The 13,837-nt window shown below is 64.9% G+C and carries 13 protein-coding genes; 4 read left to right on the forward strand and 9 right to left on the reverse strand.

Features of this window, described 5'->3' with window-relative positions; all coding sequences use genetic code 11:
• Positions 1 to 200: 200 nt before the first annotated feature.
• The 9 genes from ACMZPQ_RS22795 to ACMZPQ_RS22835 all read right to left on the reverse strand — a co-directional run bounded on the left by ACMZPQ_RS22795 (position 201) and on the right by ACMZPQ_RS22835 (position 10,192).
• Entirely contained in the window at positions 201 to 551 is a 351-nt protein-coding gene (locus ACMZPQ_RS22795) for a hypothetical protein (RefSeq protein WP_164086294.1), read from the reverse strand.
• A gap of 23 nt (positions 552 to 574) precedes the next feature.
• A complete protein-coding gene (gene tssH, locus ACMZPQ_RS22800) occupies positions 575 to 3,328 on the reverse strand; it encodes a type VI secretion system ATPase TssH (RefSeq protein WP_197583490.1) in 2,754 nt (917 codons plus the stop codon).
• Positions 3,329 to 3,394: 66 nt separating this feature from the next.
• The gene (gene tssG / locus ACMZPQ_RS22805) at positions 3,395 to 4,486 is read right to left on the reverse strand and encodes a type VI secretion system baseplate subunit TssG (RefSeq protein ID WP_197583491.1); all 1,092 of its coding nucleotides are present in this window, start codon (positions 4,484 to 4,486) and stop codon (positions 3,395 to 3,397) included.
• Positions 4,450 to 6,285, reverse strand: a complete 1,836-nt coding sequence (gene tssF, locus ACMZPQ_RS22810) for a type VI secretion system baseplate subunit TssF (protein ID WP_197583495.1) — start codon at positions 6,283 to 6,285, stop codon at positions 4,450 to 4,452. The genes tssG and tssF overlap by 37 nt, the downstream gene beginning before the upstream one ends.
• Positions 6,285 to 6,773 (reverse strand): type VI secretion system baseplate subunit TssE, encoded by a 489-nt coding sequence (tssE, locus tag ACMZPQ_RS22815; RefSeq protein WP_197583496.1) that lies wholly within the window; start codon positions 6,771 to 6,773, stop codon positions 6,285 to 6,287. Before tssE ends, tssF begins: the two co-directional genes overlap by 1 nt.
• Positions 6,774 to 6,899: 126 nt before the next feature.
• Positions 6,900 to 7,397 carry an Hcp family type VI secretion system effector gene (locus ACMZPQ_RS22820; protein WP_006465355.1) on the reverse strand — a complete coding sequence of 166 codons (498 nt, stop codon included), beginning with the start codon at positions 7,395 to 7,397 and terminating at the stop codon, positions 6,900 to 6,902.
• 146 nt (positions 7,398 to 7,543) lie between these two features.
• On the reverse strand, positions 7,544 to 9,034 hold the full coding sequence (gene tssC, locus ACMZPQ_RS22825) for a type VI secretion system contractile sheath large subunit (protein WP_197583497.1): 1,491 nt from the start codon (positions 9,032 to 9,034) through the stop codon (positions 7,544 to 7,546).
• Positions 9,035 to 9,037: 3 nt separating this feature from the next.
• The gene (gene tssB, locus ACMZPQ_RS22830) at positions 9,038 to 9,538 is read right to left on the reverse strand and encodes a type VI secretion system contractile sheath small subunit (RefSeq protein ID WP_197583500.1); all 501 of its coding nucleotides are present in this window, start codon (positions 9,536 to 9,538) and stop codon (positions 9,038 to 9,040) included.
• Between the two features lie 30 nt (positions 9,539 to 9,568).
• Positions 9,569 to 10,192, reverse strand: coding sequence for a tetratricopeptide repeat protein (locus ACMZPQ_RS22835; protein ID WP_197583501.1), 624 nt, complete (start codon positions 10,190 to 10,192; stop codon positions 9,569 to 9,571).
• Between the two features lie 239 nt (positions 10,193 to 10,431).
• Between ACMZPQ_RS22835 and tssJ the strand changes: the two genes are divergently transcribed.
• The 4 genes from tssJ to ACMZPQ_RS22855 form a co-directional block, all read left to right on the forward strand.
• Positions 10,432 to 11,055, forward strand: a complete 624-nt coding sequence (tssJ, locus tag ACMZPQ_RS22840) for a type VI secretion system lipoprotein TssJ (protein ID WP_312646771.1) — start codon at positions 10,432 to 10,434, stop codon at positions 11,053 to 11,055.
• A gap of 216 nt (positions 11,056 to 11,271) precedes the next feature.
• Positions 11,272 to 12,606 (forward strand): type VI secretion system baseplate subunit TssK, encoded by a 1,335-nt coding sequence (tssK, locus tag ACMZPQ_RS22845; protein WP_197583504.1) that lies wholly within the window; start codon positions 11,272 to 11,274, stop codon positions 12,604 to 12,606.
• A complete protein-coding gene (icmH, locus tag ACMZPQ_RS22850) occupies positions 12,606 to 13,397 on the forward strand; it encodes a type IVB secretion system protein IcmH/DotU (RefSeq protein ID WP_414486237.1) in 792 nt (263 codons plus the stop codon). Before tssK ends, icmH begins: the two co-directional genes overlap by 1 nt.
• A gap of 10 nt (positions 13,398 to 13,407) precedes the next feature.
• Positions 13,408 to 13,837 (forward strand): contractile injection system protein, VgrG/Pvc8 family (locus ACMZPQ_RS22855; RefSeq protein ID WP_495495865.1); only part of this gene is annotated, 430 nt, incomplete at its 3' end.

The following is a 13,837-nucleotide window of genomic DNA, read 5'->3' on the forward strand; positions in this document are numbered from 1 at the left end:
AGCGACGTGTGCAGCCGCAGGAAGCGCTGTGCGTGCGAGGGGCCGGCCAAGGCTGCCCGCAGGTTGTTTACCAGATCCATGGTGCTTCCCCTACTTCCCGTACCTCAAGGTGGTCTGCATGCGGCATGCGCATCGGTGTACTCCGCTTCCCGCGTGCGCGCGGCCTGCGCCCCGGCCGGGGCGACAGGCACGCACGTCCGTCAGGCGGCCTGGACGATCTCTTCCAGCTGCAGGCGTACGCCCTCGCTGATCTTCAGGCGGTAGTCGCGCCCGCCGGCAGTGATCTGCAGTTCGCGTACGTTGCTCACCAGCTGCGGCTTGCCGACCACCGGGGCGTCCATGTGGATGCGCCAGGAACCGCGGCTGATCTGTGCGGCGATGTTGCGGGCGTCCTGGCGGGCCGCCGGTACGGCGGTATCCAGCAGTTCGATCACATGCTCCGGGCGCAGCCGGTTCCAGGCACGCACGCGGTCCAGTTCGCGACCCAGGCCCAGTTCCAGGCTGTCGCAATGGTTGAGGGCCGCTTCGCGGCTGAATCCATAGAATTCCATCAGCGTTCTCCTTCTGCTCAGTGTCATGACACTTTGTATTTGAAGTCACCCTTCTTGCCGGCGGTGACCTTGATGGCGTTGATCCGGTTCCCTTCGGCCATTGCCGCCAGCACGCTCTCGGCGATTTCCGGCAGCAGGGTTCCATTGAGGATGTGGTCAACGTTGCGCGCACCCGAGTCCACTTCGGTGCAACGTGCAAGCACGGCCTCCACCAGGCTGTCGTCCCAGCTGAAGGTGGCCTTGTGGTTGGCGATGACGCGGTCGCGGATGCGGCCGAGCTTGAGCGTGATGATCTGCGCCAGCACGTCATCATTGATGGGGTAATACGGCACGACCTTCAGGCGGCCGAGGAAGGCCGGCTTGAAGGTGCGCATCAGCACCGGGCGCAGCGCGTCGGACAATGCCTCTGCACCCGGGATCTCTTCGGCCGGCTTGTTCAGGCAGGCCTGCATGATCTGCGAGGAACCGATGTTGGAGGTGAGGATGATCAGCGTGTTGCGGAAGTCGATCTCACGACCTTCGGCATCATCCATCATGCCCTTGTCGAACACCTGGAAGAACATCTCCAATACGTCCGGATGGGCCTTCTCGACCTCGTCCAGCAGCACCACGCTGTACGGGTTTCGGCGCACCGCCTCGGTCAGCACGCCACCCTCTCCGTAGCCCACGTAACCCGGCGGCGAGCCCTTCAGGCCGGACACGCTGTGCGCCTCCTGGTACTCGCTCATGTTGATGGTGACCAGCTTGCGCTCGCCGCCATACAGGATGTCGGCCAGCGCCAGCGCGGTCTCGGTCTTGCCGACGCCGGACGGGCCGACGAACATGAACACGCCGCGCGGCTTGTTCGGGTCTTCCAGCTTGGCAGTGGCGGTGCGCACGCGTTGGGCGATCGCATCCAGGGCATGGTCCTGGCCGATCACGCGCTCGACCAGCAGGGTGCCCAGGGTACGCACGGTGCGGATTTCGTCCTTGACCATGCGGCCCAGCGGCACGCCGGTCCAGGCCGAAACGATCTCGGCGACCACCGTGCCATCGACCTGCAACGGCACCATCGGGGTTTCGCCTTGCAGCTCACGCAGTTCGGCCTGCAATCGCGCCAGCTCGGCATGCTGCGGTGAGAGTTCCGGCTTGGCCTTGCCACGCTTGGTGGCCGGCTTGGCTACGGCAACATCGCCTTCGTTGTCGTCGTTGGACGGCTCGGAATCGCCCGATGCAGCGTCGCCCTGCTCCATCTGCTGGCGCAGGGCGGCGATGCGGCCGGCAAGATCACGTTCGCGGCCCAGACGCTCTTCATTGCTGGCCAGCACGGCCTGTGCTTCGGCCTGCTGTGCGTGCAGCTCGGCCAGGCGTTCGCCATGCTGGTCGCTGCCACCGGCGGTCTCGCGCTGCAAGGCGGCGATCTCCGCGTGCAGACGATCCAGGTGCTTGCGCGTGTCTTCGATGATGGCCGGCGTCGCGCTCTGGCCCAGTGCAACCTTTGCACAGGCGGTATCAAGTACGCTGACCGCCTTGTCCGGAAGCTGGCGGCCACTGATGTAGCGATGCGAGAGGCGCACGGCCTCGGTCACCGCCTCATCCAGCACGCGGATGTTGAAGTGCGCCTCCATCAGCCCGACCATGCCGCGCAGCATCGCAGCGGCCAGCGCCTCGCTCGGTTCCTCGACCTTCACCACCTGGAAGCGACGGGCCAGCGCCGCGTCCTTCTCGAAGTACTTCTTGTACTCGCCCCAGGTGGTCGCGGCGATGGTGCGCAGCTCGCCGCGTGCCAGTGCCGGCTTCAGCAGGTTGGCCGCATCGTTCTGGCCGGCGGTGCCGCCGGCGCCGATCATCGTGTGCGCCTCGTCGATGAACAGGATGATTGGATGCGGGCTCTTCTTGACCTCGTCGATGACGTTCTTCAGGCGATTCTCGAACTCGCCCTTGACGCTGGCACCGGCCTGCAGCAGCCCCATGTCCAGGGTGTGCAGCTCCACGCCCTGCAGCACATCGGGAACGTCCTTGTCGGCGATGCGGCGGGCCAAGCCCTCCACCACCGCGGTCTTGCCGACGCCGGCCTCGCCGGTGAGGATCGGGTTGTTCTGGCGGCGGCGCATCAGGATGTCGATCACCTGGCGGATCTCGCCGTCGCGGCCGATCACCGGGTCGATCTTGCCGTCGCGCGCCCGCTGGGTCAGGTTGGTGGTGAACTGGTCCAGCGCCGGCGTCTTCGACAGGCCGCCCTTGGCCTCACCCGGCACCACGCCCTGCTCCTGGTCGCCCTCGCCCGGCGCCGAGGCGTCGGCGAAACGCACGGTCTGCACCGCTTCCTGCGAGCCCTCGGTGAGCTTGGCGAAGTCGTGCTTGAGCTCGTCGCGCTTGAAGCGCACGAACAGCTTGGAACCGCGATACGCCAGCTGCGACAGGTCCGGCTCGGTCAACAGCGCCAGCAGCAGATGACCGCTGCGGATGCGGGTGGTTTCCGAATCCAGCGAGGCAATCAGCCAGGCGTGCTCGAACAGCTTGGGAATGTGCTGGGAGAACACCGGCGTGCGGCTGTTGCCGGTCTTGAACTGGCTGATCTCGTCGTTGAGGTCGCGCTCCAGCGACTCGGGCAGGATGCCGCTGCGCCGCGCGATCAGCACGAAATCACTCTGCGGCTGCTCAAGCAGGGCCAGGAACAGATGCTCCAGGTCCACCTCGTAGTTGCCACGCGCCATGCACAGGTTCGCCGCCCGTTCGGCGGCCAGCCGGCAGGTGTCGTCCAGTTTGCTGATCAGGGTCTTGAGGTTGATGCTCATGCGGAAACGCGCACTCCTTGCTGGAACCGTTCGGGGGCCGGCGGTGCGGACGCCACCGGCGCTGTGTCATTGCAACGTGTGGATGCCATACGTGGTGTCCTCACGAGATGTGGTCTGCGCCTGCGTGCACAGGTAGCTGTCCCAGCCAAGGCGGACACCGCCACCGCCGCCGAGTGCGCTGCCCTGCACATCTTCGGCGCGCAGCACCAGCCGCACTTCGTATTCGAGAATGCCGCCGGTCAGCAGCGACAGCCATTTGGCGAGCGCCTCGGCGGCACTGCCACCGGGCAGGAACGCATCGAACTGATCGCGGCGCAACGGACCGATGCGCAGTCGCAGGCGCAGGTCGCGCTGCCAGACCCGGTTGCCGGCCAGCGCGCTGGCGCCCAGCACGGCGTTGGCCTGGCCCAGGCGGGTCGCCTGCCCCGCGGGAACGCGATACCACGCACCGACGAACTGCTCCAGATGCAGCGGCACCTGGAAGTAATCGGACAGCACCCGCTGCATCAGCATGGCCGAGACCGGACGCTGGCGCACCGCACCGGCGTAGTAGGCCACGGCCTGGTCGAACACTTCGCCCTCGCCTTCGTGCAGGCGATCGCGCAGCTCGCTCATGCCCATGCCAAGCAGCGACAGCACCAGCGGCAGGAAACGCTCGCGACGATCCAGCTCGTACTGCAGCGCCAGCCGGTGCTTCTTCCATGCGGCGTAGTGCAGCGACACCGCGCGGGTGGAGAAGATATCCAGGAAGGCGCGTGCGGTGCGGTCGCGCTGGTACAGCTCGCGCAGCTGCAGGGTTTCGGTGTAGTGCAGCGGCAATGCACCGGCGGTACCCAGCAGGCCCATGAACTGTGGGGTCAGATGGACTTCGGCCAGTTCCTCGCCATGCAGCGCCTGCTCGATTGCCTCGCGGCCCTGCAGGCGCTCGCCCTTGAGCGAGTACACCTCGCCGTCGGCCGCCAGTTCGGTGGCCGGGAAGCCCAGCGAGAGCGAGTTGCGGAAGCGCACCCGCATCGGCACGGCCTGGCCGGGCTTGACGCCCTGCCGCTGGAACACCTGCTCCAGCAACCGCACCGCCTGGAAGAACTGGAAGCGGTGCGGTTCGGCGAGCAGCTGCTGGGCTACGCCAGGATCGATTCGCCGCTGCGCGCTGGGCATCGGACGATCTCCTCTCCGCTGTCGCCGGACACCAGCACCAGTCGGGTAAAGCTGTTGGCATGCACGTACAGTGCAAAGAAGTGGTCCATCACCTGGGCGAAGGCGGCCACACCGGTGCCCACGAAATGGGCTTCATTCAGAGTCAGGCGGATCTCCAGTCCACGTACCACCGAAGCGAACTGGCGGCCGTGCATCCAGGTCGTGACCGGGGTCTGCTGCAGTTCGAGGATGCCGTCGATCTGCCGCGCCGAGACGCTGCTGCCGGACAGGTCGTACAGGCGCAGCATTTCTTTCAGCGCGGGCAGGCCGCTGGCGGTCAGCGACAGCTGGTTCAACGACAGGTGCGAGATCAGGCGCCACTGGGCGTTGCGGCCATGGCGGAAGCGCAGCGGCTTGGTCGGCTTGCGCAGCAGGCTGATCGCCTTGGCCGGGCTGCCGCCTTCAATATTGAGGTCACCACCGACAACGCCGAACGCCAGCTGGTTGGGTAGGTCGCGGTTGCTGCAGGTCAGCTCGAGGCTGACCGTATCGGTCTGCGGCAGCACCGGATTGAACGACAGGTCAACGAAGCTGATCTCGGTTTCGAACCCGGGGCTCTGCCGGGCGACATCCTCATCGCGACGCGCCACCCAGTACTGGCCGGTGCGCTCGGGGTCTTCACCGTGATGCAGCGAATAGAACGGCCGGAACGCCTGGATCAGCTCGCCCTGCGGCGTCTGCCGGATGCGGTGCACCGAGTCGATTGAATGCACTTCATAGGCGAACGCGCGGCGTGCATCCGCCAGCACCGGATAGTTCACCGTACGATGGGTGACACGGATCGGCTCGCCGCTGGCGCGGAACAGGTTGACGATGGGTGTGCAGCCCAGCCGCAGGTTGTGCGGCCCCAGCTCCTCCAGCACCATCGTGTTGTCGCGATCCTGGCCCTGCGCCTGCAGCACGAGGTGCAGGGTGAAGCGGCGGCTGGCGCTGGCAGTCAGTGCCGGCAGGTGCAGGTCGACAAAACCGAATTTCTCCGGATAGGCGAACAGTTCGGTCAGCAGCCGATAGGCCGGATGCGAGCGCGCCGGGAAATCGATCAGCGCTTCATCGTCGGCAAACCCGACCGGGCTCAGCGGCACGCTGTCCAGACGACGCCAGCGACCATCACCGTCGGACTCCACGTAAGCCGCCTTGACGCCCAGCATCAGCGCGTCGCGCAGCGCGGCACGCACCGACGGCTCGCCATCGAGGAACAGCCGCAGGCGATCGGTGCCCAGCTGGTGGAAGCCGAGCTGGTCGGACAGCAACTGGAAACCCATCGAGATCTGGCCACCACTGCCGGCCGGCAGCGTGGTGGCCATCGGCGCATCGGCCACGCTGCGGTACACCACCTGCTGCACGCCGATCGGCGCCAGCACCACGTCGTAGGCAGTACGGAAATCGCAGCGCACGCCGCGCACCGGGCGACTCTGCAGGGCGGTGCCACGCGGCACGCGTACCGGCGCGCTCAGCTTGGAGGCCACGCCTTCCATGTCGAAATGGGCGATCGAACAGGACGGAAACGGCCGCAGGTAGTGCGGATACAGCACATCCAGCAGCGCGTCGGTGAACTCGGGATAGTCATCCTCGATGCGCTTGGACACGCGCGCACTGAGCAGCGCGAAGGCCTCGATCAGGCGCTCGACATGCGGATCCTGGCTGCCTTCGGCAGACAGTTGCAGGCGGCCGGCGATCTTCGGGTAGCGCTCGGCAAACTCGCGCCCATAGCGGCGCAGATAGGCCAGTTCCCGCTCATAGTAGGGCAGCAGATCCTGCATCAGGCGGCCTGCGTGCGGCGTGCGCGGGTGACCTGGTACTGCAGGGTAGACGGCTGCAGCATGGCGTCGAAACTGACCGGCTCGCGCGCAGGCTCCAGGTCGAGCAGCGCGTGGATGGTGAAATGCAGGCCGCCGGCAAACTGATTGCCGGCGTCCAGATGTACGTTGACATTGCGCAGTCGGCGCTCGTGGCGCGCCACGGCCTGTTCCAGCGAACGGCAGATCGCTGCACGATCGTAGGCATTGGCCAGGCTCATCGCCGAGAAGTCAGCCAGCCCGTAGGTCAGCAGCGATTGCCGGCAATTGGGAAATTCCTTCATGTCGCCTTCCTGGAACGCGGCGCGCGAGTTCAGCAGCCCCTCCAGGTCGCGGGCGATGGATTCCTTGTACTGCTCAAGCGAGACGGACTTGAAGACCGGCCCGGCGCCCTTTTGCTTGGGGGCGTCGTCGAACAGTTTTTCCAGCAGGCTGGGTTCGAGTCCCTTCATTGGATGATCCACTCAGGTTCGGCATCCGTGCGGGCGGCAACGGTGCAGCAAAGGCAAGGCCGCTCCTGGCCCCGCCCGGCGATCAGACTGCGATGGCGCACGAGGCGCCATCGCAGCGACACAACATCACACGGTGTAGTTGGGGATGTTCTTGGTTGCGCTCCACTGCGCCACGGTCTTGCCACCAACGCCGCCTTCCGGCTTCTGCTGCTGGTAAGTCCACTTGATGGCGCCGAAGCTCAGCTGAACAACTTCCTGCGGCATGCCTTCCTTGTCCACCGTCGTGGTGACGCGGTGGACCAGCACGTTCAGCAGCTCGACCGTGTAGTAATTGATCGCGTTGCCGTCCTTGTCGGCGCGCATGAACTGGATCTGCGCCTTGGGGAAGGTGGTGCCGTTGGAGGCGGCCTGGTTCAGGGCCGTGGAGGCGAGGTCGATCGACTTGGTGATTTCGATCGGGGACAGGTTCACGCGGGCAGCGGTGGTGCCGCCGGAGGTCGACGCGGTGGCCGAACGCGGCTGCAACAGGTCCTGCGAGAACGACTGGATTTCGATCCAGTCCTTGTGCTTGTCGTCGTGCGACTCGCCCTTGATGGTGTCAATCGAGAGGAAAGCGTGCTGCATATCTGGTCTCCTAAATTCCGTTCTTCCGTGAGATTTGATGTGCCAGGCGCGGGCCTGGCGGTTAAGGGGGGCTACGCCCTCTTGAAATAAGCGTCACTGCAATCCGGGGAGCGGACTCCCCTGGACGCTTCAGTTACAGCAAACCGTTACGACTTTTTCGCGGACGCCGGCAGTTCGGCGACCAGACGCAACGAAACAGACAGCTCATCGAGCTGGAAATGCGGCCTGATGAAGGCCACCGCGCGGTAGACGCCAGGCTTGCCCGGCACCTCCGAAACCTGCACAGATGCTTCGCGCAACGGGAACTGCGCCTTGGCTTCCTGCGATGCGTTGTCGTCCAGCAGCACGTACTGGGCGATCCAGCGGTTCAGGAATTCCTCGACGTTGCCCGCCGAAGCAAAGCTGCCGATCTTCTCGCGCATCATCGCCTTGAGGTAGTGGGCGATGCGCGAGACCGCGAAGATGTACTGCAGCTGCGCAGACAGGATCGCGTTGGCGTTGGCCGAATCGGTGTTGTACTTCTTCGGCTTCTGTGCCGACTGGGCGCCGAAGAAAGCGGCGTAGTCGGTGTTCTTGCAGTGCACCAGCGGCATGAAGCCGAGGTCACTGAGTTCTTTTTCACGACGGTCGGTGATGGCCACCTCGGTCGGGCACTTCAGGGCCACTTCGCCATCGTCGGTGCGGAAGGTGTGGGTGGGCAGGTCTTCGACCAGGCCACCGCCCTCCACGCCACGGATGGCGGCGCACCAGCCAAAACTCTCGAACGCCTGGGTCAGGCGTGCACCCATCGCGTAGGCGGTGTTGCACCACAGGAACTTGCTGTGGTCGGCCGCGTCGATGTCCTCGACGAAGTTGAAGCCTTCGACGGTGGTGCCATCCTTCGGGTTGTACGGCAGGCGGCCGAGGAAGCGCGGCATGGTCAGGCCGACGTAGCGGCTGTCCTCGCTCTCGCGGAACGACTTCCACTTGGCGTATTCGACGGTGTCGAACACCTTGGCCAGGTCACGCGGCTTGCCCAGGTCGGTGAACGTTTCCAGGCCGAACATGCCTTCGCTGGCAGCGGAGATGAACGGTGCATGCGCCGCGGCGGCGACGTGCGACATCTGCTCGATGAAGTACATGTCCTCCGGCTGGCGGCCGAGGAAGTAGTCACCGATCAGCGCACCGAACGGCGCGCCACCGAAGGTGCCGAACTCTTCTTCGTAGACCTTCTTGAACAGCGCACTCTGGTCGAAGTCGATGGCCGACTTGAAATCCTTCACCAGGTCCTTCTGCGGCGAATTGAAGACCTTGATCTTCATGTTCGGGCCGGTGGAGGTCTGCTGGCACAGGTAGTGCAACCCGCGCCAGCTGCCTTCCAGCTTCTGGAACGCTTCGGCGTGCATGACCGCGCTGAGCTGCTCGGAGATGATCCGGTCGATCTCGGCGATGCGCGCATCCAGGGTGAGGTTGAGGTTGTCGGAGACCACGACGGTCCCGTCCAGGACTTCCTTCGCCAGTGCGGAGATGATGTCCTTGGCGCGGTCGTGCTCGGTCTGCGACTTGGCGACCTTGCTCTTCTCGACGATCTGGTCGAGCAGGCCCACGTCTTCGGCCACGGCGGCCTGGGTGGCCAGTTGGCTGGCTTCAGCTGACATCGGTCAGTCCTCCTTGGTCACGCCGAGCTTCTTCAGCTGCTCGGTGTTGTTGAGCACATCGGTCAGCAGGTCTTCCAGCTTTTCATTGCCGGCCAGCTTGTTGCGCAGGTCGGCCAGCTTGGTGCGCGATTCGAGCAGGCGACGCAGCGGCTCGATCTGCTCCACCACCGCCTCGGGGCGGAAGTCCTCGATGGATTTGAACTTCAGCTCGACGCCGAACTCGCCACCGTCGTCACTGATCTTGTTGGGCACGCGGTACACCGCTCGCGGCGCCACGCCTTCCATCACTTCGTCGAAGTTGTCCAGATCGACGTTGACGAATTTGCGATCCTTGACCTTCGGCAGCGGCTGCTCCGGATTGCCACTGAAATCGCCCATCACGCCGACCACGAACGGCAGTTCCTTCTGTTCGATCGCGTCGCCCTTCTCCACGTCGTAGGTGAGCTGGACGCGCGGCGGGCGGATCTTCTGCAGCCGCTTCTGGATGCTTTCCTTCTTGGCCATGAGTGTCTCCTGACTGGGGCCGGTTCCGGATCAGTTGCCGATGTTCTGGAACGGATCGGAGTTGTTCGAGCGGGCGGCGGGCTTGGCCGGCTGCGTGGCGGCGGGCTGCGTGGCAGCGGCCGGAGCAACAGCGCGACCGGCGCGGGTACGGGCGCGCGGCTTGGGCTTGGGCGTCGGATCGAGGATCGCATCACCCATGGTGTTGCGCAGGGTGGTTGCCAGCGTCTGCGCTTCCTTGCGTGCGGTATCCGAAGCCAGTGCACCACGGCCCTGCAGGCGGGTGAGCGATTGGTTGGCCACGCGGAAACCGGCAACGGTGATCACGCCATCGGCAACCAGATCATTGGGATCGCGCTGAAGGACTTCTTCCGCCGCGACGATTGCGCGGGCGTACTGGCCCTGATCGAACTGCAGCTGTGCGATGCGCACCCACGGTTCCTTGCGTGTCGGGTCGGCCTTGGCCGCCACTTCGAACGCGCTGATCGCTGCATCGGCGCCACCGGTGGTGACCTGTGCCTCCGCATTGCTCAGCGTGGTTTCGAACGGCACGACCTCGGCCTTCTTCGGTGCCGATGCGCAGGCCGCCAGGCCCGACAACATCATCAGCGCGAACATCGGCCGATATACAGCCTTCCCCATTGCCTTCACTTCCATAGTGATCCCTCGTCGAAATTAGTTCCTAAAGGAAGCCGAATCTCCGCCGATACAACACACGGGATTCCTGCCCCTGTCGGCGGCAGTGTACATTCGCGAATACGCGTCGGTATAGTGAATTTCGTCAAGAATACGGCGAAATTGATAGACACACCCTTCACATCCCGATGTGATATTCGCGAGCAGAAACCGTTATACGCGCACTTTTCACCCCTGCACCCCGAGCCCGCCGACTACACATGAATGCGCAACTCTTCCGATTCCAACGCGTGATCTCCGTCACGATTTTCTCCCTGATTATCTCCAGCTCACTGGCCGGGTGCGCCAGCGACAGCAAACTGGGTAAAGCGATGGACAAGACACTGCAGGCCGTCGGCATCCGCGAAGAAAAGCCGCAGGCGGCGCCAACGATTCCGCTGCGCCTGTACGCCGGCAGCAACCTCAATGCCGGCAATGACAAGCGGGCGACCGCTGCGGTGGTCAAGATCTACCACCTGCGCAGCCTGCAACGCTTCGAACAAGCGCCCTTCAACGCCTTCCTGGACCAGGCCGGCGAGCAGGCAGCGCTCGGTGCGGACCTGTTGTCGGTCAACGAAGTGGTACTCACCCCCGGCGCCCGGCAGGAATTGTCCGAGCAGTTGAGTGAAGGAAGTGCAGTGCTCGGCGTGGTCGCCCTGTTCCGCGCCCCGGCCGAGAATCGCTGGCGACTGGCCTTCGACACAAAGGGCAAGACTCTCCCACAGGACGGCGTCACCATCGGTATCCATGCCTGTGCACTGACCAGTGACAGCAAGGCCCTGTTGACACGGATTTCCGGCGATCCAGGCAGTCTTGCATCGATCCGCTGTGCGGGTGCGAAGTAATCCCGCGCCGGAATTCTGGCACTCGATTTCGCCGATGCGATAGTATCCCCCGACGCAACGTTTGCCCCCGCGCGCTTAATGTGAGATCCAACTCACACTTTCACATTGCTGGATAGGGATTCTCGCCACGGCGGAAGGTGAGAATGGCGGGATCGGCCCTCGCCGACGATATTTTCGAGCTATTTCCAAGGATTGAACGTGGCTTATGTAAGCAGGATGTCGAAGGTTCTCTGGGGTGAAGGATTGTTCCTGCGCCCTCAACATTTCCAGCGTCAGGACGCCTATCACGAAGCGCGGCTGCAGGATCTTTCGCAGACGCTGCATCCGTATGCCTGGGGTGCGCGCCGGGTGCGTTTCGATCCCCATGCGCTGTCGGGCGGCACGCTGCGCCCACTCGACCTGTCGGCCGTGTTTCCCGATGGCGAAACCTACGACGCGCCGGCCCATGACAGCCTGCCCGATGCGGTTTCGCTGCAGGACCTGCCGCCCGGCGTGCAGTCCACGGTGGTCTACCTGGCACTGCCGCTGCTGCGCGACGATGGCGCCAACTGTGCCGATGCCGAAGGCACCCTGCTTGCCCGCTACCGGCAGGCCAACCGCGAGACGCAGGATCTGTTCACCGACGCGGTGGAGGCCGAACTGGCCTTCCTCAGCAAGGCGGTGAAGCTGCTCACCGACGACCAGCCGCGCGATGCCTACGCCACGGTGCCGGTGGCGCGCGTACGCCGTACTTCCAGTGGCGGCTTCGAACTGGACGATGAGTTCATCCCGCCGTGTGCGCAGCTGCAGGCATCGCCGTTCCTGCACCGTGAACTGCGCGCCGTGCTCGATGCGCTGCAGGCCAAGGTGGACGCGCTGTACGGCCTGCACCGGCAGACGTCGCAGAACATCATCGAGTTCCGCTCCGGCGACATCGCTTCGTTCTGGCTGCTGCACACGATCAACAGCTCGTTCAGTGCACTGGCGCACCTGCTGCATCATCCGCAGCTGCATCCCGAGCGCCTGCACCAGGAACTGCTGCGCATGGCCGGCGCGCTGCTGACGTTCTCCAATGCCTACCAGCTGGGCGACCTGCCGGTGTATCGGCACGACCAGCCCGAAGCCTCGTTCCGCAAGCTGCTGGAGATCGTGCGCGCCCTGCTGGATACGGTGATCTCCACGCGCTACTTCAAGATCGCACTGAACGAGGTCAAGCCGTCCTATCACCTGGGCCGCCTCGACTCGCAGCGCATCGACGGCAATGCCTCGTTCTACCTGTCGGTGTCGGCATCACTGCCGGCCCAGGAGCTGATCCAGAGCGTGCCGATCCGCTTCAAGGTCGGCGCGCCGGATGACGTCGAGAAGTGCGTGCTGTCGGCCCTGCCCGGCGTGAAGCTGACCCATGCCGCGCAGGTGCCTGCAGCGATCCCGGTGCGTCCGGGCAGCCACTACTTCGAACTCGACGCGCGCGGCGCGCTGTATGAGCGCATGCTCAAGGCGCAGTCGGTGATGATCTATGTGCCGGCCGGCATTGCCGAGCTGAAGATGGAACTTGTGGCGGTGACCTCATGATGAACTCTCCCCTGCCCCCGACGCCGGGCCCGATGCCGTCGCTGACCGCCAACGGCGCGATGGTCAATCCCACGCCGCAGGCGGCCAATCCGCAGAGCCTGCAGGACCTGATGTCCGATGGTTTCTACCTGCTGTTGCTGCTCAAGCGCGGGCAACTGCCGCACGATGCCGAGAGCTTCGTGCAGACCGTGCAGAAGTTCCTTGACGGCGTGGAGCGCAATGCGATGCGCCTGGGCGTGGCGTCGGAGGATGTGTACGCCGCCAAGTACGCGTTCTGCGCAGCGGTGGACGAAGCGATCCTGTCGCAGCCGTCGCCGCTCCACGAAACCTGGGAGCGCAACCCGCTGCAGCTGCGCCTGTTCGGTGAGCACCTGGCCGGCGAGCACTTCTTCGACCGGCTGGAGGAACTGCGCCGCCAGGGCGCGGCACGCCTGCCTTCGCTGGAGGTCTACCATTACTGCCTGCTGATGGGCTTCGAGGGCAAGTACCGCCTGGAAGGCACCGAGAAGCTGGGCTACCTCACCGCGCGCCTTGGCGATGAAATTGTCTACCTGAAGGGCAAGCGCCACGGTTTCGCACCGCACGCGCTGCCGCCGGACAATGTGCGCCATAGCCTGCGCCGCGTGGTGCCGCTGTGGCTGCCGGCGGTGGTGGTGGGCTGCTTCGGCATCGTCGCCTTCTTCGGCATGCGCACCTATCTGGGCCACGAGACGCGCCAGCAGCTGGCCGCCTACAACGATGTGGTGCAGATGCCCGAACGCACCGCGCACATCACGATCACCTTGCCATGAGCCTGATGATATGGACATCCCAAGCTCCGCACTGCTCGCATCCCTCGCCTCGCTGTCGCACCGCGACCGCCTGATCCAGCTGAAGGGGCCCGATGCGGGCCTGGTGGTCGAGCGTTTCGAAGGCACCGAGACAGTCTGCGGCGACAACCGCCTGCAGATCGACTGCCTGGCCACCGACGCCTTCCTGGAACTGGATCCGTGGCTGGAGCAGCCGCTGACCCTGCAGCTGCGCCAGGCCGACGGCGCGCTGCGGCAGTGGCACGGGCTGTGCACCGAAGCGGCGCAGTTGGGCAGTGACGGCGGCCTGGCCCGCTACCGGCTGATCCTGGAGCCGTGGACCGCGCTGCTGCGCCTGCGCGGCAACGCAGTGATCTTCCAGGACCAGGACGTGCGGGCGATCTGCGAGCAGATCTTTGCCGACTACCCGCAGGCCGTGTTCC

Origin of the sequence: Stenotrophomonas maltophilia (assembly GCF_047497515.2) — a bacterium.
Taxonomy (GTDB): domain Bacteria; phylum Pseudomonadota; class Gammaproteobacteria; order Xanthomonadales; family Xanthomonadaceae; genus Stenotrophomonas.

What these genes read in the sequence shown, in the direction of transcription:
- ACMZPQ_RS22795 (WP_164086294.1), bottom strand. Translation starts at nt 551, where the DNA reads ATGGAATTCTATGGATTCAGCCGCGAAGCGGCCCTCAACCATTGCGAC.
- tssH (WP_197583490.1), bottom strand. Translation starts at nt 3,328, where the DNA reads ATGAGCATCAACCTCAAGACCCTGATCAGCAAACTGGACGACACCTGC.
- tssG (WP_197583491.1), bottom strand. Translation starts at nt 4,486, where the DNA reads ATGCCCAGCGCGCAGCGGCGAATCGATCCTGGCGTAGCCCAGCAGCTG.
- tssF (WP_197583495.1), bottom strand. Translation starts at nt 6,285, where the DNA reads ATGCAGGATCTGCTGCCCTACTATGAGCGGGAACTGGCCTATCTGCGC.
- tssE (WP_197583496.1), bottom strand. Translation starts at nt 6,773, where the DNA reads ATGAAGGGACTCGAACCCAGCCTGCTGGAAAAACTGTTCGACGACGCC.
- ACMZPQ_RS22820 (WP_006465355.1), bottom strand. Translation starts at nt 7,397, where the DNA reads ATGCAGCACGCTTTCCTCTCGATTGACACCATCAAGGGCGAGTCGCAC.
- tssC (WP_197583497.1), bottom strand. Translation starts at nt 9,034, where the DNA reads ATGTCAGCTGAAGCCAGCCAACTGGCCACCCAGGCCGCCGTGGCCGAA.
- tssB (WP_197583500.1), bottom strand. Translation starts at nt 9,538, where the DNA reads ATGGCCAAGAAGGAAAGCATCCAGAAGCGGCTGCAGAAGATCCGCCCG.
- ACMZPQ_RS22835 (WP_197583501.1), bottom strand. Translation starts at nt 10,192, where the DNA reads ATGGAAGTGAAGGCAATGGGGAAGGCTGTATATCGGCCGATGTTCGCG.
- tssJ (WP_312646771.1), top strand. Translation starts at nt 10,432, where the DNA reads ATGAATGCGCAACTCTTCCGATTCCAACGCGTGATCTCCGTCACGATT.
- tssK (WP_197583504.1), top strand. Translation starts at nt 11,272, where the DNA reads ATGTCGAAGGTTCTCTGGGGTGAAGGATTGTTCCTGCGCCCTCAACAT.
- icmH (WP_414486237.1), top strand. Translation starts at nt 12,606, where the DNA reads ATGAACTCTCCCCTGCCCCCGACGCCGGGCCCGATGCCGTCGCTGACC.